The organism is Pseudomonas sp. BIGb0381 (assembly GCF_024809815.1).
GTDB lineage: Bacteria > Pseudomonadota > Gammaproteobacteria > Pseudomonadales > Pseudomonadaceae > Aquipseudomonas.
Genome location: NZ_JANUEN010000020.1, coordinates 1 through 25,369, shown reverse-complemented (window position 1 = coordinate 25,369; position 25,369 = coordinate 1). Strand labels below are relative to the sequence as shown.

44 protein-coding genes are annotated in these 25,369 nt (G+C 56.0%); 11 read left to right on the top strand and 33 right to left on the bottom strand.

Translation table 11 applies throughout. The features are described 5' to 3' along the window. Window positions 1–5: 5 nt before the first annotated feature. Together M2397_RS29615 and M2397_RS29610 are read right to left on the bottom strand one after the other, a co-directional pair. A complete protein-coding gene (locus tag M2397_RS29615) occupies window positions 6–218 on the bottom strand; it encodes a hypothetical protein (protein WP_077507156.1) in 213 nt (70 codons plus the stop codon). Window positions 219–303: 85 nt separating this feature from the next. Then, entirely contained in the window at window positions 304–837 is a 534-nt protein-coding gene (locus M2397_RS29610) for a transcription termination/antitermination NusG family protein (protein ID WP_259244977.1), read from the bottom strand. A 260-nt stretch (window positions 838–1,097) separates the two neighbouring features. Here M2397_RS29610 and M2397_RS29605 point away from each other — a divergent pair, with 260 nt between their 5' ends. Then, on the top strand, window positions 1,098–1,445 hold the full coding sequence (locus M2397_RS29605; protein WP_259244976.1) for a helix-turn-helix domain-containing protein: 348 nt from the start codon (window positions 1,098–1,100) through the stop codon (window positions 1,443–1,445). Between the two features lie 163 nt (window positions 1,446–1,608). Further along, window positions 1,609–2,064 (top strand): DUF6392 family protein, encoded by a 456-nt coding sequence (locus M2397_RS29600; protein ID WP_256578330.1) that lies wholly within the window; start codon window positions 1,609–1,611, stop codon window positions 2,062–2,064. Window positions 2,065–2,173: 109 nt separating this feature from the next. On the opposite strand, the gene M2397_RS29595 is transcribed toward M2397_RS29600, so the two are convergent. From M2397_RS29595 to M2397_RS29585, 3 genes are all read right to left on the bottom strand, one after another. Next, window positions 2,174–2,404 (bottom strand): hypothetical protein, encoded by a 231-nt coding sequence (locus M2397_RS29595; protein WP_139353192.1) that lies wholly within the window; start codon window positions 2,402–2,404, stop codon window positions 2,174–2,176. A gap of 84 nt (window positions 2,405–2,488) precedes the next feature. Further along, the gene (locus M2397_RS29590; protein WP_259245000.1) at window positions 2,489–2,824 is read right to left on the bottom strand and encodes an adhesin biosynthesis transcription regulatory family protein; all 336 of its coding nucleotides are present in this window, start codon (window positions 2,822–2,824) and stop codon (window positions 2,489–2,491) included. Between the two features lie 225 nt (window positions 2,825–3,049). Beyond that, window positions 3,050–3,691, bottom strand: a complete 642-nt coding sequence (locus M2397_RS29585) for an SOS response-associated peptidase (protein ID WP_259244975.1) — start codon at window positions 3,689–3,691, stop codon at window positions 3,050–3,052. Between the two features lie 130 nt (window positions 3,692–3,821). Between M2397_RS29585 and M2397_RS29580 the strand changes: the two genes are divergently transcribed. Together M2397_RS29580 and umuC are read left to right on the top strand one after the other, a co-directional pair. After that, the gene (locus M2397_RS29580; RefSeq protein ID WP_259244974.1) at window positions 3,822–4,247 is read left to right on the top strand and encodes a LexA family transcriptional regulator; all 426 of its coding nucleotides are present in this window, start codon (window positions 3,822–3,824) and stop codon (window positions 4,245–4,247) included. Further along, a complete protein-coding gene (gene umuC / locus M2397_RS29575) occupies window positions 4,240–5,514 on the top strand; it encodes a translesion error-prone DNA polymerase V subunit UmuC (RefSeq protein WP_259244973.1) in 1,275 nt (424 codons plus the stop codon). Before M2397_RS29580 ends, umuC begins: the two co-directional genes overlap by 8 nt. Window positions 5,515–5,583: 69 nt before the next feature. Here the strand turns inward: umuC and M2397_RS29570 are convergent, their stop codons facing one another. Beyond that, a complete protein-coding gene (locus M2397_RS29570; protein ID WP_259244972.1) occupies window positions 5,584–5,715 on the bottom strand; it encodes a hypothetical protein in 132 nt (43 codons plus the stop codon). Between the two features lie 609 nt (window positions 5,716–6,324). Here M2397_RS29570 and M2397_RS29565 point away from each other — a divergent pair. Further along, a complete protein-coding gene (locus tag M2397_RS29565) occupies window positions 6,325–6,519 on the top strand; it encodes a hypothetical protein (protein WP_145133461.1) in 195 nt (64 codons plus the stop codon). A gap of 9 nt (window positions 6,520–6,528) precedes the next feature. On the opposite strand, the gene M2397_RS29560 is transcribed toward M2397_RS29565, so the two are convergent. The 23 genes from M2397_RS29560 to M2397_RS30335 all read right to left on the bottom strand — a co-directional run bounded on the left by M2397_RS29560 (window position 6,529) and on the right by M2397_RS30335 (window position 16,490). After that, complete coding sequence (locus tag M2397_RS29560; RefSeq protein ID WP_259244970.1) at window positions 6,529–6,780, bottom strand: hypothetical protein; 252 nt, start codon at window positions 6,778–6,780, stop codon at window positions 6,529–6,531. Next, entirely contained in the window at window positions 6,777–7,022 is a 246-nt protein-coding gene (locus M2397_RS29555) for a hypothetical protein (protein ID WP_077507166.1), read from the bottom strand. The genes M2397_RS29560 and M2397_RS29555 overlap by 4 nt, the downstream gene beginning before the upstream one ends. Then, window positions 7,019–7,264 carry a hypothetical protein gene (locus M2397_RS29550; RefSeq protein WP_259244969.1) on the bottom strand — a complete coding sequence of 82 codons (246 nt, stop codon included), beginning with the start codon at window positions 7,262–7,264 and terminating at the stop codon, window positions 7,019–7,021. Before M2397_RS29550 ends, M2397_RS29555 begins: the two co-directional genes overlap by 4 nt. After that, window positions 7,261–7,548: a hypothetical protein gene (locus M2397_RS29545; RefSeq protein ID WP_259244968.1), complete on the bottom strand. Its 288-nt coding sequence runs from the start codon at window positions 7,546–7,548 to the stop codon at window positions 7,261–7,263. The genes M2397_RS29550 and M2397_RS29545 overlap by 4 nt, the downstream gene beginning before the upstream one ends. Window positions 7,549–7,703: 155 nt before the next feature. Then, on the bottom strand, window positions 7,704–7,898 hold the full coding sequence (locus tag M2397_RS29540) for a hypothetical protein (protein ID WP_077507169.1): 195 nt from the start codon (window positions 7,896–7,898) through the stop codon (window positions 7,704–7,706). 73 nt (window positions 7,899–7,971) lie between these two features. Beyond that, on the bottom strand, window positions 7,972–8,214 hold the full coding sequence (locus M2397_RS29535; protein WP_077507170.1) for a hypothetical protein: 243 nt from the start codon (window positions 8,212–8,214) through the stop codon (window positions 7,972–7,974). A gap of 14 nt (window positions 8,215–8,228) precedes the next feature. Further along, window positions 8,229–8,372 (bottom strand): hypothetical protein, encoded by a 144-nt coding sequence (locus tag M2397_RS29530; RefSeq protein ID WP_259244966.1) that lies wholly within the window; start codon window positions 8,370–8,372, stop codon window positions 8,229–8,231. A gap of 191 nt (window positions 8,373–8,563) precedes the next feature. Further along, window positions 8,564–8,893 carry a hypothetical protein gene (locus tag M2397_RS29525; RefSeq protein ID WP_139353193.1) on the bottom strand — a complete coding sequence of 110 codons (330 nt, stop codon included), beginning with the start codon at window positions 8,891–8,893 and terminating at the stop codon, window positions 8,564–8,566. A gap of 469 nt (window positions 8,894–9,362) precedes the next feature. After that, window positions 9,363–9,587: a hypothetical protein gene (locus tag M2397_RS29520; protein ID WP_259244965.1), complete on the bottom strand. Its 225-nt coding sequence runs from the start codon at window positions 9,585–9,587 to the stop codon at window positions 9,363–9,365. 12 nt (window positions 9,588–9,599) lie between these two features. After that, window positions 9,600–10,058 (bottom strand): hypothetical protein, encoded by a 459-nt coding sequence (locus M2397_RS29515; protein ID WP_259244964.1) that lies wholly within the window; start codon window positions 10,056–10,058, stop codon window positions 9,600–9,602. A gap of 375 nt (window positions 10,059–10,433) precedes the next feature. Further along, window positions 10,434–10,610, bottom strand: a complete 177-nt coding sequence (locus M2397_RS29510; RefSeq protein WP_178129912.1) for a hypothetical protein — start codon at window positions 10,608–10,610, stop codon at window positions 10,434–10,436. A 110-nt stretch (window positions 10,611–10,720) separates the two neighbouring features. After that, window positions 10,721–10,990 (bottom strand): hypothetical protein, encoded by a 270-nt coding sequence (locus tag M2397_RS29505; protein ID WP_259244963.1) that lies wholly within the window; start codon window positions 10,988–10,990, stop codon window positions 10,721–10,723. Window positions 10,991–11,126: 136 nt separating this feature from the next. Then, complete coding sequence (locus M2397_RS29500; RefSeq protein WP_259244962.1) at window positions 11,127–11,315, bottom strand: hypothetical protein; 189 nt, start codon at window positions 11,313–11,315, stop codon at window positions 11,127–11,129. A 47-nt stretch (window positions 11,316–11,362) separates the two neighbouring features. After that, entirely contained in the window at window positions 11,363–11,584 is a 222-nt protein-coding gene (locus M2397_RS29495; RefSeq protein ID WP_259244961.1) for a hypothetical protein, read from the bottom strand. 72 nt (window positions 11,585–11,656) lie between these two features. Next, a complete protein-coding gene (locus M2397_RS29490) occupies window positions 11,657–11,911 on the bottom strand; it encodes an adhesin biosynthesis transcription regulatory family protein (RefSeq protein WP_259244960.1) in 255 nt (84 codons plus the stop codon). A 113-nt stretch (window positions 11,912–12,024) separates the two neighbouring features. Beyond that, a complete protein-coding gene (locus tag M2397_RS29485) occupies window positions 12,025–13,089 on the bottom strand; it encodes a DNA cytosine methyltransferase (RefSeq protein ID WP_259244959.1) in 1,065 nt (354 codons plus the stop codon). 95 nt (window positions 13,090–13,184) lie between these two features. Beyond that, window positions 13,185–13,487, bottom strand: coding sequence for a tyrosine-type recombinase/integrase (locus tag M2397_RS29480; protein WP_259244958.1), 303 nt, complete (start codon window positions 13,485–13,487; stop codon window positions 13,185–13,187). Window positions 13,488–13,521: 34 nt separating this feature from the next. After that, window positions 13,522–13,836 carry a hypothetical protein gene (locus M2397_RS29475; protein WP_259244957.1) on the bottom strand — a complete coding sequence of 105 codons (315 nt, stop codon included), beginning with the start codon at window positions 13,834–13,836 and terminating at the stop codon, window positions 13,522–13,524. Between the two features lie 240 nt (window positions 13,837–14,076). Then, entirely contained in the window at window positions 14,077–14,223 is a 147-nt protein-coding gene (locus tag M2397_RS29470; RefSeq protein WP_259244956.1) for a hypothetical protein, read from the bottom strand. A gap of 39 nt (window positions 14,224–14,262) precedes the next feature. Continuing rightward, entirely contained in the window at window positions 14,263–14,592 is a 330-nt protein-coding gene (locus M2397_RS29465) for a hypothetical protein (RefSeq protein ID WP_259244955.1), read from the bottom strand. Then, the gene (locus M2397_RS29460) at window positions 14,589–15,230 is read right to left on the bottom strand and encodes an AAA family ATPase (RefSeq protein WP_077507180.1); all 642 of its coding nucleotides are present in this window, start codon (window positions 15,228–15,230) and stop codon (window positions 14,589–14,591) included. The genes M2397_RS29465 and M2397_RS29460 overlap by 4 nt, the downstream gene beginning before the upstream one ends. A gap of 513 nt (window positions 15,231–15,743) precedes the next feature. After that, entirely contained in the window at window positions 15,744–16,154 is a 411-nt protein-coding gene (locus tag M2397_RS29455; RefSeq protein WP_077507182.1) for a hypothetical protein, read from the bottom strand. Between the two features lie 48 nt (window positions 16,155–16,202). Next, entirely contained in the window at window positions 16,203–16,490 is a 288-nt protein-coding gene (locus M2397_RS30335) for a hypothetical protein (RefSeq protein WP_310521951.1), read from the bottom strand. Between the two features lie 173 nt (window positions 16,491–16,663). Between M2397_RS30335 and M2397_RS29450 the strand changes: the two genes are divergently transcribed. From M2397_RS29450 to M2397_RS29435, 4 genes are all read left to right on the top strand, one after another. Continuing rightward, window positions 16,664–16,963 (top strand): type II toxin-antitoxin system RelE/ParE family toxin, encoded by a 300-nt coding sequence (locus M2397_RS29450; RefSeq protein ID WP_259244954.1) that lies wholly within the window; start codon window positions 16,664–16,666, stop codon window positions 16,961–16,963. Next, window positions 16,960–17,256 (top strand): addiction module antidote protein, encoded by a 297-nt coding sequence (locus M2397_RS29445; protein ID WP_259244953.1) that lies wholly within the window; start codon window positions 16,960–16,962, stop codon window positions 17,254–17,256. Before M2397_RS29450 ends, M2397_RS29445 begins: the two co-directional genes overlap by 4 nt. Window positions 17,257–17,519: 263 nt before the next feature. Next, window positions 17,520–18,083, top strand: a complete 564-nt coding sequence (locus M2397_RS29440; protein ID WP_259244952.1) for an N-acetyltransferase — start codon at window positions 17,520–17,522, stop codon at window positions 18,081–18,083. Then, complete coding sequence (locus M2397_RS29435) at window positions 18,068–19,027, top strand: tyrosine-type recombinase/integrase (RefSeq protein WP_259244951.1); 960 nt, start codon at window positions 18,068–18,070, stop codon at window positions 19,025–19,027. Before M2397_RS29440 ends, M2397_RS29435 begins: the two co-directional genes overlap by 16 nt. 673 nt (window positions 19,028–19,700) lie before the next feature. Here the strand turns inward: M2397_RS29435 and M2397_RS29430 are convergent. From M2397_RS29430 to M2397_RS29420, 3 genes are all read right to left on the bottom strand, one after another. Beyond that, window positions 19,701–20,462 carry a hypothetical protein gene (locus M2397_RS29430; protein WP_310521950.1) on the bottom strand — a complete coding sequence of 254 codons (762 nt, stop codon included), beginning with the start codon at window positions 20,460–20,462 and terminating at the stop codon, window positions 19,701–19,703. 412 nt (window positions 20,463–20,874) lie between these two features. After that, window positions 20,875–21,096, bottom strand: coding sequence for a ribbon-helix-helix domain-containing protein (locus M2397_RS29425; RefSeq protein ID WP_077507189.1), 222 nt, complete (start codon window positions 21,094–21,096; stop codon window positions 20,875–20,877). A 360-nt stretch (window positions 21,097–21,456) separates the two neighbouring features. Then, on the bottom strand, window positions 21,457–22,809 hold the full coding sequence (locus tag M2397_RS29420; protein WP_259244949.1) for an OprD family porin: 1,353 nt from the start codon (window positions 22,807–22,809) through the stop codon (window positions 21,457–21,459). A 265-nt stretch (window positions 22,810–23,074) separates the two neighbouring features. On the opposite strand from M2397_RS29420, the gene M2397_RS29415 reads away from it, so the two are divergent. Beyond that, on the top strand, window positions 23,075–23,365 hold the full coding sequence (locus tag M2397_RS29415; RefSeq protein ID WP_259244948.1) for a transcriptional regulator KorA: 291 nt from the start codon (window positions 23,075–23,077) through the stop codon (window positions 23,363–23,365). A gap of 99 nt (window positions 23,366–23,464) precedes the next feature. Further along, window positions 23,465–23,716 carry a hypothetical protein gene (locus tag M2397_RS29410; RefSeq protein WP_259244947.1) on the top strand — a complete coding sequence of 84 codons (252 nt, stop codon included), beginning with the start codon at window positions 23,465–23,467 and terminating at the stop codon, window positions 23,714–23,716. Window positions 23,717–23,828: 112 nt separating this feature from the next. Here M2397_RS29410 and M2397_RS30650 read toward each other — a convergent pair whose 3' ends face one another. Continuing rightward, window positions 23,829–25,310 carry a beta strand repeat-containing protein gene (locus tag M2397_RS30650; RefSeq protein ID WP_405046505.1) on the bottom strand — a complete coding sequence of 494 codons (1,482 nt, stop codon included), beginning with the start codon at window positions 25,308–25,310 and terminating at the stop codon, window positions 23,829–23,831. Between the last annotated feature and the right edge of the window lie 59 nt (window positions 25,311–25,369).

Sequence of the window (25,369 nt, the reverse complement as noted above, 5' to 3'; positions counted from 1 at the left end):
ATCACCTAGGTTTTTGATTGTTCCTTCAACTTCGCTGTAGCAGCTTCCGCGTAGTTGTCGATCAGATACATAATGAACTGACCGGCCGTGTAGAGCCGACCACAGTTGTAACTGACATCAATCGCACAGTCGGTGAGAGCTTTAACCCTGTCAGCACCGACGTGAATCGTACGTGGGTATTTCACTTCCCCAGTTTTGCTGGGTTCTTTTGGCTGCATATTTCCTCCAGGCAAACAAAAACACACCGCCATGCGCATGCATGCAGTGTGTTAAAAATGTATTGGTGTGTTTACAGCTGACGTGTTACCAGACTTTTTCGTCGACTTTCGGTGTTTCAATGACCGAACTAACACGCGAGTAAGGCTGATTGCCCATCGCGATCAGTTTCGAATCATTTTGCAGCAGATTAAAAAACGCCGTCTGGCGCTCAATCTTAGACTTCATTAAAGCAATCTCAGCCAGCTTGGCTAAAACAGCCTGGGGCACATTGTGACATTCAAGGCGTTTAACTTTTTCGTCGGCCATGAGGATCAACGATTGCTTCAACGCCTCGATCAGCGCGTTGGACACGGTGCTGATGTCGCCACCGAACCGTACGAATTCCTTGACGCCTGGAATGTCGGCAATGACCGAGTGATGCACCACCTCAGGATCGAGGCGGACGAACAGGTATCCGGGGAAAAGCGGCGTAGAGGTGGTGCGGGTGCCGTTGCAGTCACGCCGCTTTTTCACTTCCAGTTTCATTGGGCAGTAAATCTCGACACCCAACAGCCTTGCTTTGTCCGTAACCAACTGAAGCGCATGCAGATTATGTGTAATCAAATGCCATCGAAACATCCCTATACCCCTGTATGCGGGCACGCGCCGCCACAAACGCGCCGTAGCCCATCCCTTTTAGCGACCGCTCCATGGAGGGTGCTTTCCGTCGTATCGACGGCGGCTGATTATATGTACAGTGCGCAAAATTGCAATGGCACCGTGCCAGTACGTAATTTTATTCACTTACCACAAAGTAATCAATCATAAATGCATATTGTGCAATTTTGCCCTTTAAAAACGCATGGGACGCCCGAAACTGACGCATTTCAGGCGGGAAAATGACTTCTCCGATTCGCACGCTCATCGGCTCACGGATCAGATCGCACCGAAAAGCTAGGCAGATCACCCAAGCGGCGCTAGCCGAAGCCCTCGATTGCGAGGTAACAACCATCGGCCGTTATGAGCGCGGCGACCACTCTCCCGATGGTGAACAACTGGTGAAGCTTGCGAACTTTTTCAACGTCTCTCCCATCGAGTTCCTACCGGCCGAGATCGACATCCGTTGGCAAACCGTCTGCGAGTTACGCTCAGTGCTGATCGATCTCGTTTATCGCATCCAGGATCCGGCCGAATTGCAGCGCTTAATCATTGCCGCCCGCGCAACAAAAACAGCTAATCTGCGTTGAACCGAACGGCTCTAACTGGATCCTATTCGGTCGGAGCTAGCACAATGCCACGTCAACTCTGGTAAAAAATGCGGCTTCACGGCATCTTATCGACCCCCACCGTCCGCAAGAGGCGTACGGGGGTATTTTCAACAGGTCTGAGGCGCAGATGAACTCCGTAAATATGGAACGTTTAATCAAGAACCTGGGCTGTTCGTACGATGCTCTAATTGCTAATAAAGTAATAGATAACCTTCCACTACAAGACTTGTATGAAGATGGTGAATCGCTAGAGATCGAGCCGGTTCCTGGAATTGAGTTGATATTCTGGCCCGAAACCTTACGTTTCGAGGTTATATACATCACTTTGAAAGATGATCAAAACAGCAATGTGCCGCTATTCACAGGGCAGTTACCTGAACCTTTTGGTTCTCTTTCGGATCAGTCACAGGTGCATAAAGCCTTGGGTGAGCCGATGTTCTCGAAAGGCGCAATGGAGCTTCAAGGCACAGATTTAAGCGGGTGGGACACCTACCAGCTTGAGTCTCATTGGCATCCTGCTGCGCTGGTTGAGTTCCAATATGTCAAACACATGCAGACCAGTAAAATACTGTTCTCATTAATCGACAGAAACGTGTAGGTCCAAGCCAAAACTGAGTAGGGTTGCACTGGTAGAGCGTCTTACCGGTCGCAACTGTCTCCCTGGGGTTATTGACCAGCAAGGCGCTCTCCAGTGCCTCCCTACCCTACTATGCGCTAACCGCATCGTATGCAAAAACGCAAAGTTCAAGATCAATGGTTTCCTGAGTTCTCGTGCCGTTTAGTTCAGTTCTAACCTGAATCAGCGAACCCTTGAAGCCATTATTCCGAAAAAACTCTATATTCCTTACGTTGCGATGAGCATTGCATGTGAATTCATTCACGGCGGTTTGCCGTCCTTCGCTATCGATCACAACTCCGCTCAAGCGGTAAGTGGTCATGCTTACGTCCCTCGTCAGCAGTGGCAACGAGGGAGAGTTTACCGATATCGGTTAACCTTCACAATAAAAGTTTACCGATATCGGTTAACTTTTTGAGTGCTCTCTGTAGAACGGCGCTATCTCTCGAACCGCGACGCTGACGCTGTTTATGTCGCCGATCTTCCGCGATATGAATGCCTTCCTAAACCCGTATACACGGCAGATATCCGCTTGTTTCACCCCGTCGACAAAATAGCTGTGCAGCGCCTCGATTACCTTTTCTCCTGTGATTCCAGTAAACCCGATCAAGCGCCGTAACTGCTCCGGATCGACCTTGCCCGGTTCCAGGTCACGTTTTAAATCTGCCATCACATCCCTCATCCAGCCTTCGTTCGCGGCGGCGAAGTCTGGCATTGTGCCCAAGTTGTCGGCAAGAAACACCAAGGGCGCGGCCCTTGTCATCTCGCAACGGCCGCGTTGACCTCGGGAGCGCGGGGTGGTGAAGCTCTACCCCCCACTCACGAGGGAGCCTTGTTTCATTGGGGGCTGTTCAAGGGTTCGCTTCGCACGGGACTCCGTTCATCGCGACGGAGAAGCGGTCGCGACGAGCCGGGGTCGCGTCCCTTGACCTGAGTTAAACCGGTTTAGTCTTAAGACTTTGGCGGTTTATCCAACCGCCATTCGATCCGCTGGATATTGACGCATGAACTCCGCGCTATCGTGGACCGGAGCGTCGAGCCAGTCGTTGTAGAGCCCTTGCGGCAGGATAACGACCATGCGTTTTTCGTCTTCCGGTTTGTGGTAGTTGCGCATAAAGGCATGGGCGTCTGCATTGACGGTCATCATCGTGTAGCTGTGCAGGACCTGGCCGGTAGACGGATCGTGCCAGCGCTCCCACAAGCCGGCGATGCCCATAATTCTCCCATCAGCCCGAATGATGCGCGCCGGAAACGGTTTTCCCTTGCGGTAATCGGGTTCATAGATGGCTGCTGCCGGAATGATGCAGTGCTGGGCCTTGCGCCAGGCGTTACGGTAGGAAGGTTTTTCGGCCACCGTCTCCGATCTGGCGTTGTAGGTCCTTCGAACGATCTTTTTTCGCTCCTTACTCCACCCAGGAATCAGGCCGAACGCGCCGGTTAGCAGTTCCAGGCTTGGGCTTCCCTCGTCCTGGGCGTCGGCGTTGGCCGGACGGCGGACAAACGGCCCGACGTAGCCAGGCCATAGCTCCAGCTCGCCTTGTGGGTAAAGCTCGACGCCGAAGGCCTGGGCAAGCTGGCTCGGCGTCGGCGGCTCGTAATGGCTGCACATGGCTGGTTGCTCCTGTCACGGGCGGGCCCTGGTGGCGATCCGCTGGTCTGGTGGAACGTACAATAAAATTGACCGCAGGCATTCAGCAAAGTTAACTGTATATCTGTACAGTTTTCGGAAGTCGTGCGTTATGAGTTTTTCCATTCATGGCCCATTGGCCGAAGGCGGCATTCGGCTGCCCTTGTGCCTGTTCAAGATCCCGGCCGGGTTCCCGTCGCCGGCGGCCGATCACATCGAACAACAGATCTCACTCGATGAGGTGCTGAATATCCGGGCACCGCATGTCTACCTGGCCTCGATCAGCGGCGACAGCATGCAGGGGGCCGGCATCTTCGACGGGGACCTGGCCGTGGTCGATCGGTCAATGGAGCCAGCTCACGGCCACGTCGTGGTGGCCCTGCTCAACAACGAACCGGTCTGCAAGCGGTTATGCGTGCGCGATCGCCAAATGATTTTGCTTTCAGAGAATCCCAAGTACCCACCGCGCTACGTCCTGGAAGGCGACGAACTGCTGATTTGGGGTGTCATCACCAGCACGGTTCGCAGCCATGTCTGAGGCGGCCGTGTTTGCCTTGATAGACTGCAACAGCTTCTACGCAAGCTGCGAGCGCGTGTTCCGACCGGACTTGGCCAAGGTGCCGGTGGTGGTCCTGTCAAACAACGACGGTTGCGTGGTGGCGCGCAGTTACGACGCCAAGCCCTTTGTCAAAATGGGCGAGCCCTACTTCCAGATCAAGCACAAGCTGCAGCGCCTGGGCATCGTGGCTTTCTCGTCGAATTATGCCTTGTACGGCGACATGAGCCAGCGGGTGATGAGCGTGATTGAATCGCTGGTACCGGCGGTGGAGGTGTACTCCATCGACGAAGCGTTTGCCAACATGAGCGGGATCCGCGGGCCCGAGGTCCTCGGCCGGCAGATTCGCCACCAGGTGCTGCGCTGCACCGGCATTCCGGTCGGGGTGGGCATAGCTCCCACCAAAACCCTGGCCAAGCTGGCCAACCACACGGCCAAGCGCCTGCAGGCACAAACCGGTGGGGTGGTCGACATCTGCGACCCCTTCAAGCGTGATTGGGTGCTGCGCAACACCGACGTGGCCGAAGTCTGGGGCGTCGGCCGGCGGATGAAAGCGCACCTGGAGGAAATGGGCATCAAGACTGCCATGGACCTGGCCCGGGCCGACCCGTGGACATTGCGCAAAAAATTCAGCGTGGTCATCGAGAAAACCGCCCGGGAGCTGGGCGGCACGTCGTGCCTGGTGCTCGATGAGCCGGATCCGCCGAAGCAGGAGATCTGCTGCAGTCGAATGTTTGGCAGACGCCTGCAGGCGCTGCCGGCGATCCAGGAGGCGGTGGCCACCTATATGATGCGCGCTTCGGAAAAGCTGCGGGCCCAGCAGTCGTTGTGCAAGAAGATCCGGGTCAGCATTCGCACCGGCATGTTTAACCCGGCAGAAGCGCAGTATGCCAATGGCCTGGTGGTGGACCTGCCCTACCCCACCGACGACGTGCGTGTGCTCACCCGCGCAGCCACAGACGCCGTGGAGCGGATCTTTCGACCGGGGTATCAGTACAGCAAGGCGGAGGTCATGTTGCTGAACCTGTGCCAGCCAGGCGAGTTCACCGAGGATCTGTTTGCCCGCTCCCAACCCGGGGAAGCAAGCAAGGTCATGTCGGTGCTCGATGCCATCAATGGCCGGTGGGGTCGAGGTACGTTGCGGGTGGCCAGTGTACCCGCCACGCCGGAATGGGCCATGCGCCGCGACTTGCTGAGCCAGAGCTACACCACTCGGCTCGACCAACTGTGGCAGATCCATTGTCGATAGCCGGTGCTGGACGCTGGGAGATTCCCTGCCGGCACAAAAAACCCCGCCGAAGCGGGGCTGTGTAGCGGGTTAGAAGCGACCGGAGTCGTCGAACCAGTCGAGCACCCAGGTGAAGGCGTGGCCGAGTTGAATCACCTTCAACACGGCATTGCCAACCCACCGGGCATAGCGACCCAATTTTTCAAAGCAGAAAAGGCGCATAAGCGGCTTCCTCAAAGAAGCCTGACACCCGCTGCCCTAGAACGGTCAGAGCAATGGGTTTGCTGAAAGTTGTCGATACCTTCAGCGAGCCAGGTGTTTATCAGCCCTTCAGTTCCGGCACGTTTTCCAGACGTGGCGAAGGGGCCCCGGGCACAACATCGTGACCGTTGGGTTACTTGATACTCCAAAACCCCTGACAGAAAAAAGCACTTTGACGCTTTTTTGAAGTTTATTTTTCAAAGCGACGAAAACCCTTGACGGCGCCCTGTCGTGACGATCTAGGTTGACGCGTAGCCGGCGCGTTCTGCCTCTATCGCCTTGATATAGTGACATTTCCCGGTAGTTAGCGACGTTTCGCCATTTCGTCATGAGTGCCAATGAAGCAAAAAGATGGCCGATGAAGCGCGATTATTATCCGTGAACGTGTTGCGGCGACTATTGCGCAACAAACAGACCGTAATTTATGATCGATTCGTCGATACCTTCAGCGAACCGCCAAACGAACCTCCAATTCGAATGGCACAAATCAACCGCCCCTCCAACGGCGGTTTTTTTGTGCCCGCCGTTTGCGTCGGAAACGCTCCCCCGAATGACACGATAGGAAACGCCGTGAAAATCACCCTCGATTTGAGCGAACACCAGCTCGACCTGTTGCGCCAGTTCCGCGAACAGCACGCGCTCAACCGGCGCACGCCAGCCAGCGCGCCCATGCTGGAATTGCAACGGATCTACAGCAGCTTGAGCACCACGGCCATCATCCTGGCCGAAGCGGTGGACCAGGCGGCCAAGGACCAGGGGATTTAGGCCGGCGCGCTACAGCTCGACGACAAAGCCGCGCAGCCCCACGGCGTCGGCGTACTTGATCACCGCCTTGGCGCTGGTCCAGATGCGCAGCGGCTCACGCCGCGAGCGCACCGGGATCAGCCGCGCCGTGGGTGCGCCCAGGCGCACCGACAAGGTCCAGCGGTGGTTGTCGCCCTCGAGGCGGCCCACCACTACTTCACGCACCACGTGCTGGCTGACCAGGGCCTTCAACGTGTCGTCGTGGATCGCTTCGCCGATCACGACAGCATCACCTGGCGCACGGTGGCCGCCTGCTCAAAGGCCAGGTAAAGCCCCTCCAGGCTCGCCGCGTTCAACCCCCGGAGCGTTTCCAGGCCCAGCACAAAACCTTCGGCGCGGTCGGCCGCGCGCGTGCAGTCGCCCGGCGTGCGCGCCTGGGCGATGGCCCGCAGCAGCTTGACCGCCTGGGCGTGGACGTGGCTCGGCAGGTTCAGGCGCGCCAACGGCGCTTCGAGGTCGCTCATGCCGGCACCGCCGGCAAATCGCCCAGCAGCGCGGCCAGCTCGTGCCACGGGTGTTTGGCAAACTCACTGTCAATCGGGCAACCGGCGCCGTGCTGGAACGGCTCGCCCGCGTCCCGGGCGAACTGGCCCACGCTGCACAGGGCGCACAACAGCATATTGCCGTCCAGCACCCAGCGCTGGGACCAGGCATTCAGGCCGTCGTCGCGCCGGTACCGGGCCGCGTTACGGTCACGGGCGCTCATTTGCCGGCCCCTTTCGGGTCGAACAGCTTGCGATAGCGCGCCAGGTCGCCGAACAGCTCCAGCCACGGCGTGGACGGCGTGGCCTGCCAGTACACGCAATCGCCGTCATGCTCGAACGCCTTCGCGGCGTCGACGGCGGCCTGGCATTCGTGGCACTCCTTGCAGAACATCAGGCCCAAGTCGAGCATCCAGCGTTGGCCGAAGGCCTGCATGCGACCTTCCAGGGCGGGCCGCTGGAAACAGTCGGGATCGGTGGACATGGGCGGTACTTTAAAGGCGGGCATGGGTTGGGCGTCCTTTTCGAGTGAGGGGCCCCCAGTGCGTAAAACCAGACCCTGGGGGGTTGGTGAACCAGTGTAGGGGGTTGTGGTGACCGTGCCTACAAAAAAAGGCCCCCACACCGGGCTTGGGTGTGGGGGCCTATTTGACATAAACGGCGTTACTGGTACTCGCGGAAGTCCACCTTGACCGGCTCGCCCTTTCCTTCCCAGGCCAAGGTGTACAGCGGCCACGCCGAACCATCCTCCGTGGTTCCTGGGGTCATGCCTTTGTAGACCCATCCGGCCTTAAGGTACGCGTTGACTTCTTTGCTATCCCGAATATGCCGGATGGCCTTTACGTCGCTATCTGCCATGCAGTGCTACTCCTTGCGATGAATGATGGCCCATTGTAAGCACAGCGGGCGAGCCGGTGGGGGTTCCTTTCGGTTATGCCTGTTCAGCGGCTCTGAATTCGCGCACGCGCGCTTCGGCGGCCTCCCGGGCATCATCCAGCAGCGTCAGGCGCTCGGTTTCGGTGATGGCGGCCACGTCATACAGCGCCTCGGCATAGGCGCGGGCATGTTCCTCGGTGCGGTCGATGTACTGCCTATTCGCCTTGGCGATGGCCAGCACCTTGCGCCGGGCTTGGTTCAGGTACAGCGTTTTTTCTTGGTCGGTATAGGTCGGCACGGCCGGGGTTCCTTTCAGGTTCGAGGTGTAACGGCGTCGACTTCCAACTGGGCCGCTTGGCGGGCCTGGGTGTTGTCCGGGGCCACCCAGGCATCCCGGGCGCGGTCCGCCTCGTCATCGAACATTTGCTTGGCGGCCAAGTCGATCAGGTTTTCCATGGCCAATGCCATGAGATAGCCGGCGGTCAAAGTCCACTAAAACTCATATCCTGCGCGGTCTTGGCGCGGGCAATGCTGCGGATCTGGAAACGGCACGCTCCAGGGTTTGCGGGTTGTTCTGCTCGGTCATGGCAAAGCCTCCTTTCGTGGCGGGTAACAGCACGGCCTAAAGGTCATAGGTAATGACCAAGTTATCCAGCTTTCACAAACTCAAGATTGCGATAGAAAATCACACCATTTTCAAAGCGGATGTTGCGCATCCCATTTTTAACCGAGATAACGGACTTCGAGACGGGCTGGCCTACTTCGCGTTGAGTCTTGTACTGGCCATTAAGATAGATTTCCTCGTCAACGCGAAACGTACCTTCTTCCCTCGCAATGGTCAGGACACGAGGATGCTTACTTTGGTCTTGCGTCTTCTCGACCCAGCGACCAGACAGCGCGCTGCCACTCTCCGCTTCACAGCCAGCGTTCAATAGCCCGGCCAGTGCAACAACCAAAACCGCAAGAGTATTTTTCACCATATTCTCCAGACATTTTGGGACGCGAAAACCGCGCTTCTCCTACGACCTCGGCCCAGCGCGAGGGCTGGGCTTGTGGTGTACTTGGGTGGCAGATCCGCGCGTTTTTCCGTGATCAATTTGAGGATGGAGGAACGACCTGGAATGCCTTTCCCTGACTCCAAGTGCAAGCAAGGTTGATCAATTTCAGGATCTGCTCATCCGTCATGCTTGGTGCAAGTGTTACAACGCCATGACCAGCGGAGAACCGTTCGATCATCAAAGCATTCAGATTGATATCAGTTGCTTGACTGGACTCAGTAACGCTTGCGTCGTTGACTGCGACTATGGGTCTGCCGCAGCTTGGGCATTGGTCTCCATTGTGGACGGCGGGAGAAATTACCGAGCTGTCGGCGAAGCAACAGTAATGACGCGTTCCGTTGGCTGTGAAAAATTCACCATGGCAATTGTGGTTCATCATGAATTTCCGTTAACTGCTGGATTTATCGACCAGGGCTTTGGGAGACACCAAAGGAGCTAAATCCGGGTGCCGTCGATGGAAGCGCCAAGCGGCGAAACCGTTGCAAATCCTACCAACCGTCTGACCTATTAGCGTGTTGGCATTGAACGAGTGGAATGACCAGTAATCCCGCTCATTGCCTTCGCGGTCGATGCCCCGGCTACAGCTTGCGCGGCTTGAAAAATGTTTACTCATGAGACCTTTCCTTCATATGACGGCTTTGCAGGACTCGCTACCGGATTCAACCTCAACCATTCTTTCTGCCTCGGTCAACGGCTTCACGGTTTTGCCCTGCTGAAGTGCGTTCAACTGCTCGATGCTCATGACGTCGTAACGCCAAAGCGAAGACGAATCCTTGCGGCAGAACGTGAAGCTGAAGGGGTACTTTGTTTCTACAACGCGAGCATCTGTAACGCCTGCGTCTTTCAAAGTTTTGCTAGCCCATTTCGAAAAGTCTGGAGCTGGTAAACCGGTCGCCCCCGCAGTAGTGGATACCAGCAAGATGGCGATGAGGGACGCTTTAAAATTATTCAAACTGGACTCCTTGTTACGGACGCAATCACGGGCATCGTTCCGATTAGCAGCCTCGATAAACACCACTCGCTCGTCCCGGACGCGCTCCGGAAGCTCCTTGGGGTAAGCGCAGACCATTGCACGGAAGATCATCGGTAGTTCCTCGGTTTAGCGGACGCGAAATAAGCGCCCTTTCACTGGCTTAGCCCCGACTGGCGGGGCTTGTGGGTACAGCGACTTTTCCTATCCTGCTGTGATGTTCTGGCAGTGAGGGCACGCCCATACGGTCTGCGCACCTTTCACGTACAACTGCGAGTAGTTGCCCTTGCCCACAGGACAGATTGGGCACGCCCGGAGTTTCGAGCAGCACCCAACCAACACTTCCACGTAGCCCCCCAGCTTCATCGCCATTACGAAAGGCGTAATGATAGGGTCACGCACACCACGGTTCGGGTCGTTCATCGTTGCTGCGCACCGCTGCCGGCCTTGCTCAAGTAGAGCGCTGGAGATCTGCATGTGGTCGAATTCCTATGAACGCATGCGGATACAGCTTGCGATAGCTTCGGTGCCTTCCACCGTTGCTGCGTTGAAACCGCTCTGCCAGGTGTTGTAGAGGATGACGGCTGCGAAGATGACGAAAACCACCGCCGCGCAGATAGCCTGCTTTTTCGTGAACTCGATTTCGATGTAATCAGAACCTGCCATTACCGCACTCTCCTGCTCGATCCTGTAGGCCAAAGCGGCCTGTTCCTACCGACAAGGCCCACACATGGCGGGCTGTTGATCGGCGGCGCTTTCCTACATGTCCAAGGCGTTCATGGCTGGCCGTCTTCGATCAGTTCGAAAGCATTGCCCAACACAGATGGCCGGCGGGCGGCACCGACAATCCGGCGACCATCGGGCAGGGTCACTTCGGCGCGGATCAGCCCGTTGCCGAAGTTGATCGGCTGGTCCAACAGGACGGACCAGGTGCGTTGCGGTGCGCTGAAATACAGCGTTGCGGTGACACCGTGATGCGCGACTGGCGTTTCAAGGCCGGGGGTGCTGTAAATCAGGGTCAAGTCGATGAGGCCCAAGTAGTTCATGGTGGCATTCAATCCTTCGCAAGATGAGGCTAAAAAGTCGCCTTCTGGTACTGGCAAAGCCCGCGACTTGGCGGGCTGTTGATCGGCGGCGTTTTCCTTGAGCTGGTGAAGTGGCCCGGCGAACCGGGCGCTGGGCCTATGCTGAGCGCTGGCAGTCATTGCAACCGCAGGGCATGCCATTGGCCTTGATCTGCCTTCCAGCCGCGTATGCGTCAATGTAAGCGGCGTGGCTGACACGGTTCTCGATGTAGATCCGCATCGCCGTCTTCGAGTCTTCGTGATAACCAGCGAACTTGATGTGAGCCAGCGCGTCTTTGCGATTCATGGTTCAATTCCTTGGTGAAGGCGCCCAGCCTAAGCTGGGCGGCAGGGTCAAAGTGTGTCGTCGCCTTCAAGGTCCGACAGGCTGTCGGCCAGGTCGATATCGACCTTCACCTGGTCAGCATCATCGACCACCACGAACGAACAAGCGCTGTCCTGCTCGCCGGCTGCAATGTGGGTCGCGAAGTAGCGGTCTGCTACCAGCTGCGCAGCAGCCCTGTGATCCCCTTCACACTCCACATCAACGGTCCAAGTTACTTGATAGCTAGGCATTTTCCGCTTCCTCAGTGATTCGCTTCAATGAGGTTCATTCTACACTAAACTATATAATGAACAAAGAATATTCTACACATTAGCGTAGAATTTACTAACTTTCGCAGCAAAGACATGCTTCTTCTTTATGCTACTCAAACGCTTGTAAAACTGACTCACGTTTGCACCATGAGTCTGCGTCGCGACCTTGTAATCAATACCATCGACCAAGTAGTCACGTAGCGCGGCTATTACCGCTTCGCCACTGGTGGACGTTTCATTAAGCAACAACTCGAAATGCTCCAGGTCAACCTCACCTGGCTTAAGATCCGGCACATCAACAGGCATTACAGATACTCCGCAAATTAATTCTACAGTTTACTGTAGAACCTTTGCCGGGAGCGACCAATACTCGCGCCGTCCAGCAGTCTGGTGCAGCCCTTACGGGCTGCGTTTTTCCGTTAGGCAACACCGCTGGCCATCGCCTCCCGCAGCGCCTGTTCTGCGGCCACGTCGTCAAGATCAAAGTAGTAGGCATCGGATACTAGGCAGTCGACCTGCTCGGCGGTCAGACCGCTGTCAATTGCGGTACGGATCAATCGAGCATCAAGCCGGTCATATTTGTTCGCTACGGCCAGCACGGGGTTGTCGATTGCGTTGTTCGCCAGAAAAAAACCATAGGCGAACCCTTCCGGGGTTTCGCTCCTGGCGTTCTTCGTCGCCATGCTACGACCGCCGAACTTCGTGTGCATTTTGGAACCCTCAACCGCTTCAACCGGTGCAATCGGCAAATTTGCATTGAACCGGCCCCAAATGAGGGTTTTCTTTGTGTAGGGGTCGCCTAGGTGATTTGGGTCGAACGCCAGTCGCCACGATGGCAAACCGCCCAGCTTCTCGATGCGGCCTACGGGGTTTTCGATGGCCCAAACGACTGGCCGATAATATTCAATGCTCCGCAAGGTCTGGTGTACCAGTTGAACTGCCGCCAACGTCCGGCCGTCAGCATCCTTTGCGGCGAAGTGCCGCGCACCGCTAAGTGCAAACTCGGTGCAGGGGCAAGCGGCTAAAATCGCATAGACATCTAGGCCATCAAAATCACCGAAATAGTCTGCGAAGAACGCCACGTCAAAGGCGTTCACATCGCCAGTTACAGGGTCATCTTGGATGTCGAAGCGCAACACCTGATAACCGGCTTCCTCCCATGGGCGAGACCAGTTGCCCGTGTGGTCGAACAGTGAAAGCACGATCTTGTTCGAGTTTGGGTTACAGCTGATTTCCGCTTGTGCGCGGGCTTGCAGTTTCCATTCTTCAACACGGGCACGAGCTGCCGCCTGATTCATCCACCCTGCAATTCTGGTGTGCCTCTTTGCCTTGTCTGCAAGGCGTACCACCTCGTGAGGCGCCGGAGCCTCGAATAAGCGATGCTCCAGCTCAGCGCGCTCCTGGGCAGCGTCGAACTGCTCCGCGATCTGCACCAATTCAAAATCATCTACGCCAGGTGTAAATAGATCGGGGCAAGTGGTCATTTAGATGGCCTCGGTGTTTCGTTTCATTGAGACCATTCTACACTTATGTGTACAATATACGAATATTTTTATATAGTTATGTGTAGAATTATTTACTAGAGTGCGACCTCAAAGGCAAGCCGTATGACAACCTGGCCAACGCTCAAATATGGCTTGCTGTGGTCAAGGCACGCATGGCCTAAGATCGTCTGCACCGTCTCAACGTCGCCGGTTGCAGCCAACACCTTCGCCGCCAGGGACCGCCTGCCGCTGTGGGATGAACCCTGCTTGATACCGGCCTGCCGGTAGAGCCTGGTGATGGTCTGTTGCAACGCATCACAGGCCCGGTACACCTCCGGCCCGCTGTCCAACTGGCGGTGTTTGAAAACAAGTTCAAAGGCTTGACCCTTGTGCGTCATTACCAACTTTGAACCTGGGCGAAACCCTCGGTATTCAGCAGCGCCGGTACCGGACTACCAACCACGCATCGAGCGCGGCAAGGCATCTGGCATGCGTCAGGTACACATTGCGCGGGCGGCAGCCTTTGGTGATGTCTGGGCGTAAGTACACCTCGGGCTTGATCGCTCCGCTGGGATACAGCACGTCGCCAATCTCAAGCAAGGCCAGCTCGGTGACGCGAATGCCGGTGGTGTGCGTGAGCCACAACAGCATCACGTCGCGCTCTGGCTGCCTGCCAGTGACGGATGCAACGCGGATCAGATGTTTGAACTGGCCAGGGCTAAGGGAAGTAGCGCGGCGGGTGGTCATAGGGTCTCTCTGTCAGGATTGCACAGGAATTGTGCTGGATCTGGAGAGAGTCGGGCCGGGGCCTCCTGACATGGGTATCAGCAGGCCCTACCCGGTGTTCACGGAAAATTCGTGAGCGCCATCTGCATATGCCGACCACGACAGGCCTGTCAGTGCTCTAGAGGGATGGCTCATGCACTGCCCTCCCCTGCCCGCTTTCAAAACACTGCAAACTTCAACAACTTAAATAAGCTAAATACATTAAACAGGCTCTGCAAGCTCTGCAAGCTCTGCAAGCTCTGCAAGCTCTGCAAGCTCTGCAAGCTCTGCAAGCTCTGCAAGCTCTGCAAGCTCTGCAAGCTCTGCAAGCTTAGGGCTATGGAAGGCGTAGGAATTGTTTAATAGCAATAAGCTCTACAACATGCAGAGCTTGTGCCGTGTTTAACCTCAGTCCTTTTCCTTGAGTTCCTTCAGGAGCTTAGAAACATTCTCATCCCCTTGGCTCGCCAACAGCGCTACGGCTGCACGAATTACGTCTGACCTGGAGACGCGAACGCCATGAGGAAGCAGACTCAAGCGTTCAACTTCCGCGTCAATTTCAGACGTGAGGGAAAACATGATCCGCTTGTAGACCTTAGCCTGGGCCGGCTTAGCAGCCACAGCGCCATTCTTTCCATCGATCTTGGCCCCGTTAATGAAGCTGTCAGCGGCTGGTGAGGCCGCTGCTGCTTCAGCACCTGAACTAGCACCTTTTTTCAGGCTGGCAACTCCCATCATTCACCTCCCCACAATTCAGCAGCGATTAGCTCGATTTCCTCAATAGCACGTAGGTCCGTAGTGACCTCAAGAACGGAAGAACCGTTCTCGTCAGCATCATCGTAGACATTTCGTGCCGTGGTGAACGCCTGCAATGGTTCAAGCCCGAAACTGGCGCAAGCATCTTTGGAGTCGAGAATCCGCTGAATTTGACTCGGCAAAGAGGGGGCTTGGGTAATCACTGCTCTGGCGATTAGTCCGTGGTTTACAGATTTTGCGAGCGTTATCATTTCCTCGACATGGGGCAGGGTTTTAAGGTCACGACGCTTCGGTCGGAACGGGAGCAGCGCGTGAGTTGCGACTGTCAGCGCCGAACGTAGAGCTACAGAGTCAGCACCACCAGCATCTACAACAATCATGCCGTAGCGCTTAGCTCGGTCCAGAAGGGTTTTACGGATGTCGCCATGTGCGGTTTCAACCTGGATGTCAACTAGCTTTGGGTTCTGTTCACGCTCTCTCGCCCAATCGAGAGAAGTACCCTGTGGGTCAGCATCCAGCAGCAGGACATCGTGATTTTTTCGTTGCAACCAAACCGTTAAGTTTTGAGCAATGCAGCTTTTCCCGCTACCGCCTTTCTCACCACCAAGTACCAGAATCATGTCATGCCCCCACAAGTGATGTAAGTTAAATAGCTTATATAAATCAAGGTTGAAAGAATACACAATCTCTACAGGATGCACAACTTATATAAGCTATGCATCGTATAGATTTTCAGTTGCTGGGGATCTACGGGATCCTGGATGATGGCTTTTCCGATTACGCAAAAGAGTGATAGAAGCATCGTCTGCCTGCCACTCTTCCGCCTCCAGGTAGTCAACGGCGGTTTGATAGTCGCACCTGGTGCGACGCATTACGGTAGCAATTTGGTCCTGCTCAAAGAGCTGACGGTGGGACAGGTTTTCACGGCTAAAGCGCCGCATCAGAGCATCTGCAACGCAAGGCGGAGCAATTTCCCCGGCGAACTCCAGCAGCGACGGCAGGTGGCGAGGATTTGCCAAATCGCGAATAGGCACGCTGCGTACCATGTTACAATTAACTCTGGACATAATTTTCCCTTTCCGGCGGGTTGTGTTCAACGCTGGGGGTGGCTGCAACCATGCCCCGGCATTTTTTTAAGCCATGAAAGCCAAAACAGGAATAACGTCCTGTGGCACCCGGCCAGTCATTACAAGAAAGTGACGCCATACCCCATAAGGCACCGGGGTACTTCCTTCCTTAAAAGCTCTTACCCTTCGATTGGTTGACAACCCCAACAAATCAGCAAGCTTTGCATCCGTGCCGTATTCCTTGAAATGCGCCTGAAAATGCCGAAAGTACGCACCGATAATGTCTGGATGCGGTGCCTCCCAGCCCTCACGCTCCCGCAGTAGGTGGGTGCGCGGATATTGGCTTTCATCTACCTCTGTTTGCGGCGACACCCTCGGCGCGTCCAGGTTGGCTTTTAGCTGCGCAATCGCGGCTTTCGTGCCCTCCTCGAAAATCATCGCCTGTTGTGTCGCGATGTCAGGTAATTCAATAACCATGTCTAGATCCTTGTTATGGTCAGAGCAGGGGGCTTACGCCCCCCATTCCTACCGTGGCGACAGCTCGATACGTCGAACGTCTGAAACACGGATGTTGACCAGACTCAGAGTTCCCGTGAGTACCGTTTTCCAGTAACCGCCCTGGTGAACATGCATCAGGGCGTAGAAAAGGTAGTCAGGCAACAGAAGGTCTATGCGGGTAATCCGTATGCCGATATGTTCAGGGTTGAACTCTCGACTGGGCTCACCGCATCGATCCGCTGACCCTCTCCGCACAATCCAGAAATGTGCCTCTGGAAAGTTGGTCTGAATCGTCGCTACATCTGAAAGTCTCATCTCGTTCTCCGTCAGCGGCAACGACTAGCCCCCTCAAGAGTCGAGTGGCTCTCTGCGTGCCACCAACAGAATTCATATTAGGCTAAATTAGCCTATGTAGCAAGAAATACTTAGGCTATTTAAGCCTAATAAAAGTATTGACTGACTGTCGTTTATAAACGACAATGACACCCATGAAGACGATAAAACAAACATCCACCTACATGACGTGGGAACGCAAACTCAAGGACCAACGCGCCAAAGCCGCTATCGCCGCGCGGATCTTCCGCTTGGCGAACGGACTACCAGGTGATGTATCACCAGTAGGGCAGGGCGTCAGTGAGCTGCGCATCCATTACGGACCAGGCTACCGGGTCTATTTCGCACAGCGCGGTGAGGAATATGTTTTGTTGTTGTGCGGCGGTGACAAGTCCACACAAACCCGCGATATCGAAGCGGCTAAAAAAATCGCGATCGATTGGAGGCAAGAATGAACGAAGCAATTTACGACTATGATCCAGCACAGGCGCTGGAAGGACCTGAGGCCATCGCCATCTTCATGGCTGACGCCTTTGAAACCGGCAACGCTGATTACATTGCCCAAGCCCTGGGCGTTGTTGCGAAGGCCAAAGGCATGAGTGAGCTGGCAAAAGAAACGGGGTTGTCCCGTGCGCAGCTCTATCGCTCATTCAGCACGGACGGCAACCCCACACTGAAAACTCTGCTGGCTGTAATGCAGGCCCTGGGCATAGACCTAACAGCACGTCCTCATGCAGCGAGCATCTGACTCTCGCGTCACATCGATCCCCAGCTCACGATAATTGCCTCGGTCACTCCGGCCGAGGCGACCCCTCGCAACAAACCTTCACCTGGTCGCACCTCGCTGATCGATCTGGCTGACGCCGGCCACAAAAACACCACCAACACTGATTAACCAGCTTCTGCTCTTATTGCGAACAAATGTCACATTCCGGTCACCTTGCGACAAAATCAGCTCTTAAAAATTGGTGATAAAATACGTTATCACCCCTTTCCAACAGGCCGGGCCGTATGTCGTTTTTTGAGCCGCTGCGCGACTTTTTCCATAGACGTGCGGCAAAAACCCTGAATGACGCGTCGGCACGCGTGCACCTGGTCAATCGCCGGCAAGAATCGCCCCGGGGCAACTTTGTGTTTCCCGGTACCGACTACCTGGACGACATCGAGGTCGCTGGCCTGCGCGTTGGCCAGGTCGATTACGGCATCAACCCCCTGGGCGATCGGCTGTACATCAACAAGATCGAAATCGATCGGGCGAAGCAGGGGCAGGGCATCGGCCTCGGCGTGCTGTGGCACCTGTGGCTCACGCACCAGGTGCCAATCGTGCCGCTGTATCAGTTCGCCGCCTCCGATGGATTCTGGGACCGGGCACGCCGACGCTTTGCAGCGGCCGGCGCCGTGCTAGAGGACGAGCTGCGCGGCGACGATCAAATGGCGTTGGAACAGCAACGGTGGCAGCACCTGGTCCCTGAACCTGAACACGAGCGTTTGATTCGGGAATTGAAAGCATCCCCGGAATGGCCGGCCATCAAGGCACGCATGGAAGCGGAGTACGGCATATGTCCCGAGGACTGATCCCCCTCGGAGACGGTGAACGACGCCTTTCTGCCGCCGAGTTCCAGCAGCTGGCCAACGTGCCGGCCGCCGTCGAATGGTTCGCCAATATCGACAACCCACGCACCCGACGCGCCTATCAAAACGACCTGGAAGACTTCTGCAGCTTTGTCGGCCTCAACGGCGCCGAGGAATTTCGCGCCGTCACCCGCGCGCACGTGCTGGCCTGGCGCGCCCAGTTGGAAGCCCGTGGCTTGGCCGGGGCCACGATCCGGCGCAAACTCGCCGCGCTGGCCAGCCTGTTTGATCACCTCCTGGAAAGCAACGCCGTCGCCGGCGGCAACCCCGTGCACGGCGTCAAACGGCCCCGGGTGGAAACCAACGAAGGCAAGACACCGGCCCTCGGTGATGACCAGGCTAAATTGCTGCTGACGGCGCCGGACGGCTGGACGTTGAAGGGGATCCGCGACCGCGCCATTTTGGCGGTGCTGCTGTACCACGGCCTACGCCGTGAGGAGGTCGCGCAGCTGATGACCAGCGACCTGCAGGACCGCCGAGGCATCAAGCACCTGCAGGTGAGAGGGAAGGGCGGCAAGACCCGCTATTTGCCGCTGCACCCGGTGGCAGCCGACCGCATCCATGCCTACCTGGAACGAGACAGCGAGCGTGAGCCAGGCCATGGGCCGCTGTTTCGCTCAATGCGCGGTCGCACGACTGGCGGGGCCGTTACGGGTAACGGGATCTACAAGGTGGTGGCCCAATGGGCCAGGGCGGCGGGCATCCACGTCGACGGCCTGGGTGTGCACGGACTCCGGGCCACGGCCGCGACCAATGCGCTTGAGCATGACGCCGATATCGCCAAGGTCCAGGAGTGGCTGGGACACGCAAATATCAGCACGACCCGGCTGTACGATCGGCGCGGCCAGCGGCCGGAGGATTCCCCGACTTACAAGGTGCGTTACTGATCGCCTTCGGCGAACTCGCTACACAACCAGGCGTTGCAGCGTGAAATTTGTGCCACCGGCACGCCTATCCTCCTGCACATTTCATGCTGCAGCGTGCAAAAAGGCCACTCGCTGGCCACGCCGATTCGGCCTTGAGCGCGATTTCAAAATGCATGCCTTCACCGAAGGCACCTAGCGGTCTTCCTTGTTCACATTTCCCAAGCCAGCCAGCGCGCACACGCGCCCGGTCGAGCCGGCAGGGGGCGTAGCCCCCTGGGGGCGATTAATCCGGGCCTTAGCGCCCGCAGGGTGGCCGAAGGCCAGGGCAGGCCGGCTTTATCGGCCTGGGCCGCTTAGGCTGGCGTTGACGCGGTAGTAGGGTTTGCTCTATACCGTGCCGTGCCGTAGGCACGACTTTGCACGGGCGTTATCTAAGAGGTGTTTACACCTCGTAAAGCCCTGTTTTTCCCGAAGGGGATAACTGAAGAGGGTATAAAATTCCATTTATTTCTAAAGCTCACAGCCTGGCCAGGCCAAGGTACTAAAACCAGGCCTAATTCAGCTTGGACAAGGGGCATTTTAGCAACAGTCGGCGCCGGCCACACATACACGCTCGGAAGACACAAAATGCGGGCGTGACAGGGCCTCCGCGTGAGCGGATAACCAAAGGGGAAGGGGGTACTAGGAAGGATAGTTAAGAGCGCTTTCCCGCCTTTGCCACGTTGTCCAGCAGCTGACTTAACCTATCCTGAACGCTGGTTGTCGATTGACTTCTGCCTGGCGAGCTACCAGGTGGCTGCGATGGCTCACGCATTGACGGATTGCCCTGATTCTCCTTGGCCTGCCAGCGTGCCCGAGATACCTCACGTCTGTGCAGCTCTTGGGAGTAACGCGCTATGTCATCCAACCGCCGCTGTGCAATCGTGGCCAACTGGACCTGGCGACGCTTGCGCGCTGAGTTCTGCACACGCTCAAAGACGTGCAACAGGCCGAGGTCTTTCCAGAACAGTTTTGTGAGGCGAACTAACACGCGGGTGCGTACCAGGTGCAAGCCGTTGTCGTCCTTTTCATCCAGGCGAACACGCTCGATACGGCGGTATACATAGCCGGCAGCATCAAGGGTCTGAAATAACCGGCACAGGACCGGAGCTGAAATGGGCGAGTCCTCAGCGATTCGCCGCTGCGTATTCAATACATAGTGACCGTTATCTTCATCCAGGAAGCCCAGCACCCCCGTGGCCAGGTCCAATCGAACCAGGATCTGCTCTGCCACTTTCTCGATGGCTACAAACTTCTCAATGCGTGTGCGGCGATCGCCATTCACGCGATCAAGTCGACGAAGGTAACGACCTCGATGAGCCGTTATGTTGCTCAGTCGCTCGTATGCAGATCGGATCAGGGGGTTTTTCAGCTGCTGCTCGGATAAATGCCGGGGGGCTGCGTAAGACGGTGGCATCGGCCGCGCGGGGCGCCGTAAGGCGGAGTGCGGATTAGAGGGGTCAAGTCGTACGGCCTTTAGCTTTGCCATTACGCCTGCCCCCCTCGGTTGCAATAACCGTTCGGAGAAAAGCCTTTGTCTACTATGAGGTACGGGCCGTTGCCATATTGGACGCACACAGCCGCTGCGAATACGAATTCCATTTTTATACGCCGTTCGACGGCAAGCTAAATCGGTTGACATTTTCAGGGTTGCAAGAACCCGTAGTGCCAGCCATAATCAGCTCACCAATTGATGTGTTGAGCAGGCCTCTAACCGTCGAAAGAGAAAGGCCTGTTCTAGATTTTCCAAAAAGCCCGGTTACCAGCCGGGCTTTTTGGTTTCTGCTTTTTGGTTTTCTACACGATTGAACTCTCTGTAAAGGGCTGCCTCAGTGCTGCTCGGCCTTGTTATCCGAACCTTCATTTCCTAGATCCAGACGGAACTGTGGGTGCTTTACCCCCTCGTCCAGCTCCTTTAAATACCTCAACACCGCATTGCGCATGGTCTCGGACACCGTTGTACCTTCCAAACGCATGGCAGCATCAAATCGTCTTTTGGCTTGCTCATCGAGCTTGAAGCTGACGACAGTTGGTTTGTGTTCGGCGGTCATAGGCAGATACCAAAGTAATACGGTAATACACGCTTATGTGAGGTTAGAAGTTCTACGGTAGTACGTCAAGCGCTGGCCTAGATGGTAATGCTTGGCTAGTGAAGGACTTAGCGTAGAAATCTCAGCCTCTATGCCAGACATGGCCAATGGGGACCACGTGGCTTTACCGGGTAGGTACTGGTGGAGGCTTGGGCTTTGATGCGGTAACGGCAGTGGATGGCCAGCGCCGTAGGCGGATCGAGGAGGTGCGCCAATAGCGAGAATCACTAAGACGAAGGCATAAAAAAACCCGGTTTTTGATCACCGGGTTAAACAAGAATTAGGCCATTTCTGAGAGGAGCCGGCCCGGAAAAGATATTATCAGAAGAAATTGTAGGTGTAACTCACGATCAATCGATTCTCGTCTTGGTCGCGCTGATTGGCCGCATCGGAGCGAAGCGAGGCATTGCGCCAGGTCAAGCCAAGACCTTTCAGCGTACCGGCCGGAACGACGTAGCCCAGGGAGAAATCACGCTCCCATTCGCTACGGTCATAGCCAGTGGCAGCAATGTTGTCGCCCTTCAGATACATGACCGATGTCGTCAGACCAGGCACACCGATCGTTGCAAAGTCATAGGCATAACCAGCCAACCAGGTGCGTTCGCCGGCACGTTGGAACTTGCCAATCTGTACGTCGGTAATCAGGTAGCTGCTGGAACCATCACCTTGGTTCAAGAATGGGAAATCACTGGTTCCATTCACACGCTGATAGCCGGCGGTCAGTGCATGGCCTTGCAGGCTGTATGTGAATTTTGCGCTCCAGGTGCGGTTATCAACTTCACCACCGTTGTTGTTGAAGCCCGACGAGCGATAACCCGCAATCCGACCTTCTTGGCTAGCGTTCTTGCCATCAGAGTCGCTGTAGAAATAGCGGAGATCGGTTTTCAGACTGCCAACTGGTAGCGCCCAGTTGTGCAGCAAACCGAAGAAGTGTTGTTTGTAGAAGTCATCCAGGTTGCCGTAGTAATACTGAGCGGTCAGGTCCTTGGTGATTTTATAATCCCCCCCGCCGTAGTAGAACGCGTTGCTGCGCTGGTTCGATCGGGTGGTTACTGGATTGCCATTCGAGCCCGCAATGGTCAGCGAGTCCATGTTGGTCGAGTTCCGACCCTTGGCGTGCTCGAGCTTGCCACCCACCAATGTCAAGTTTTCGATGTCATTACTGGTGACCTGGCCACCCTCGAACGTCTGCGGAAGCATGCGGCCATCATTGGTTTGAACGACAGGAAGCTTTGGTTGCAGAGTACCCAAGCGCAGTTCTGTCTTGGAAATTTTCACCTTGCCGGTAACGCCCAGGCTGCCGAAGTCGCCAACGGCGCGGCCGTCACTGTCACTCGGGAAAACAGTACCGCCCTTGCCCACACTATTGGCGTTGTAAGCAGTGCCTTTGCCGGAGTCAAGACGAACGCCATACAGGCCGATAGCATCCAAACCGAAGCCAACAGTTCCGTCGGTGTAGCCCGATACGAAGTTGAAGATGAAGCCTTGACCCCACTCTTCTTGTTTCGAAGGATTGGCGGTGCCATCCCGGTTGTCCGTGTTGATGTAGAAATTGCGGGCCGTAACGCTCAATTTGCTGTCTTCAACGAAACCATGTTGCTGGGATTCGGCGGCGTGTGCACCTAAAGACAGGCTGGCAAGCGCGACAGCTACAGGCAAAGAACGTTTGTACATAGATAGCTCCTGGTGTGTCTTTTTTATGGTGATGCTGAAAGGCCGCCACGCTAAACGTAAATATTTGTTACGTCCATGATCGTTACGGTTTTTGCTTATTCCTTTTGGATATGAACGTGACTACAAAATTGCAAATCACCTTCTAGCCAGAAGTAAACCTAGTAAACCGTCAGTCATCAGTGTTTACTATTCCGTACACCTGGATCACGTTTCGAACCAGGCCGCAATGAAGACTGGTGTTGATCCGATGACAGAGCCGATACGAATGACCCTTGCGGATTTTGAAGCAAGCCAAGCAAAGCTGATAAAACTGTCTGCTGAGGTAAATAACCTGGCCCGCTTGATTCTTGTTGAGGGGTTACCCCCAACGGAAGCCGCTGCGGCCATGGGCATGACCAAGCAGAATGCTTACAAACATATGAAACGCGTTAGGGCTCTCCTACAAGGGTTGCCAGCCAACTGGGTGCTTATGGAAGCGGAATGGATGCCAGACTGGTTAGCGGCAGAAACACGCGAAAAATTAAAAAAAGAGATCGAAAAAATAAAAAAAGAGTAAACCGAGTAAACTAATGGTTGACAGGGTTTACTCGAATACATAGCATGGGGCCATCAGCGACAAACATGGCGCTGAACCCCAAACCAAAGGAGTGTCACCATGAAAGCATCTCTCAAAATCGCAGCGTTCGGCCTGGTTGCAATGGGCGCTCTGTTCAGCACCGGTTGCACTACCCTCGACAACCTGCACGCCGCCGCCGCTGCTGAACGCGCTGCGAATCCAGAGAAGTACACCGAGATTCCAGAAGTTGCTCAGGCTCAATACTCCGCTGGCCAAGACGGTATCCCGTACCAGCCATCCTGCGCCTGGGGTTGCCCGGACGGTGTGCCTGAACTCACCCGTAACTTCTAAACCCAGCGATCCAAACAAAACCCCGCCGAAGCGGGGTTTTTTGTGTCTAACCTAGAAAACGCCCCGCATAGCGGGGCATTTCTAACTACAAACTAACAGCACGATGAGATTTTTAGGTCCCGCTACAGCCCCCTCCACAGCTGTACCACTTAATTGTTAGTGGAAGGGCGCGAGTTGACATTGCATCACCATTGAATGCCTTCAACGTGTAGGAGCGTACGTCACCGTCATTCGTTTTCAAATAAAGATCGGAGCCGAACTGTCCAGGTATGACTTTATTTGATAGTGAGAATGAGGTTCCCGAGCCTGAGTAAACAACGTTGTCCCATGGGTCAACTACTTCGTAACGAGTAGCCCCCGTGGCACTCCAACTAAAATTGTTTTCTTCGTAATACGCAATCTCCCTATCTAGATGAAGACGACTGGCACTGAACGTCGATGAGCCTGCCTGAGTAGAACGACCTTGCTCAGAAAAGCTGCTTATAACAGGCGCGGCACTCTGTAATGTCACCGCAGCCGTGGCCGATCCAGCTACCGCCGACGCCCTCACCGTCGCAGACCCAGCGACCGAACCACTCAGCGTCACAGTGACTTTACCGCTGGCATTGGTGGTAGTTGAAGTCGCAGACAATGTACCTAGGCTGGTGGTCCAGCTCACGGCGACGCCTGCACCAACAGAGTTGTTGTTGGCATCAAGTACCGTTGCAACCAACGTACTCACATCAGAACCATTTGCAACAATAGAAGTTGGCGTTGCCTCGACATCAACGACACGGACTGTTGAAAGGTCAGCTGTAAAAGTAACCCCAGCGTTTGCGAAACCAGCAACCGCCGCTGCTTTGACTGTTACACCTACTGCGGCGGTTGAAGAACGCAATACGATTGTTGCTTGACCACTGGAATTGGTCACGCTCGATGCTGCGGAAAGCGTGCCTCCGGTAGTTGTCCACGTCACATTGATACCGGCCCCCAAAGTGTTGCCATTGGCATCCTTGACTGTCGCGACCAAGGTACTGGTTGAACTGCCGTTGGCTACGATGCTGGTGGGTGTCGCCACCAATGCCGTTACCGCTGCCGTGGCGCTGTCGGGCGTCAGGGTCACTGCTGCAGTTGCAGATCCAGCCACGGCCGAAGCCGTCACCGTTGCCGAACCGGCCACTGTGCCTTTCAGCGTCACCGTGGCCTGGCCACTGGCGTTGGTCGTGCTCGATGCTGCAGACAAGCTGCCCAGCGACGTCGACCAGGTCACCGCAACGCCGGCGCCCAGGGTGTTGCCGTTGGCATCCTTGACCGTGGCCACCAGGGTGCTGGTCGCCGTGCCGTTGGCCACAATGCTGGTCGGAGTCGCTACCAGCGAGGTCACGTCGGCCGTCGCACTGTTCGGCGTCAGGGTCACTGCTGCAGTTGCAGATCCAGCCACGGCCGAAGCCGTCACCGTCGCCGAACCGGCCACCGTGCCTTTCAGTGTCACCGTGGCCTGGCCACTGGCATTGGTCGTGCTCGATGCTGCAGACAAGCTGCCCAACGATGTCGACCAGGTCACCGTAACGCCGGCACCCAGGGTGTTGCCGTTGGCATCCTTGACCGTGGCCACCAGAGTACTGGTCGCCGTGCCGTTGGCCACGATGCTGGTCGGAGTCGCTACCAGCGAGG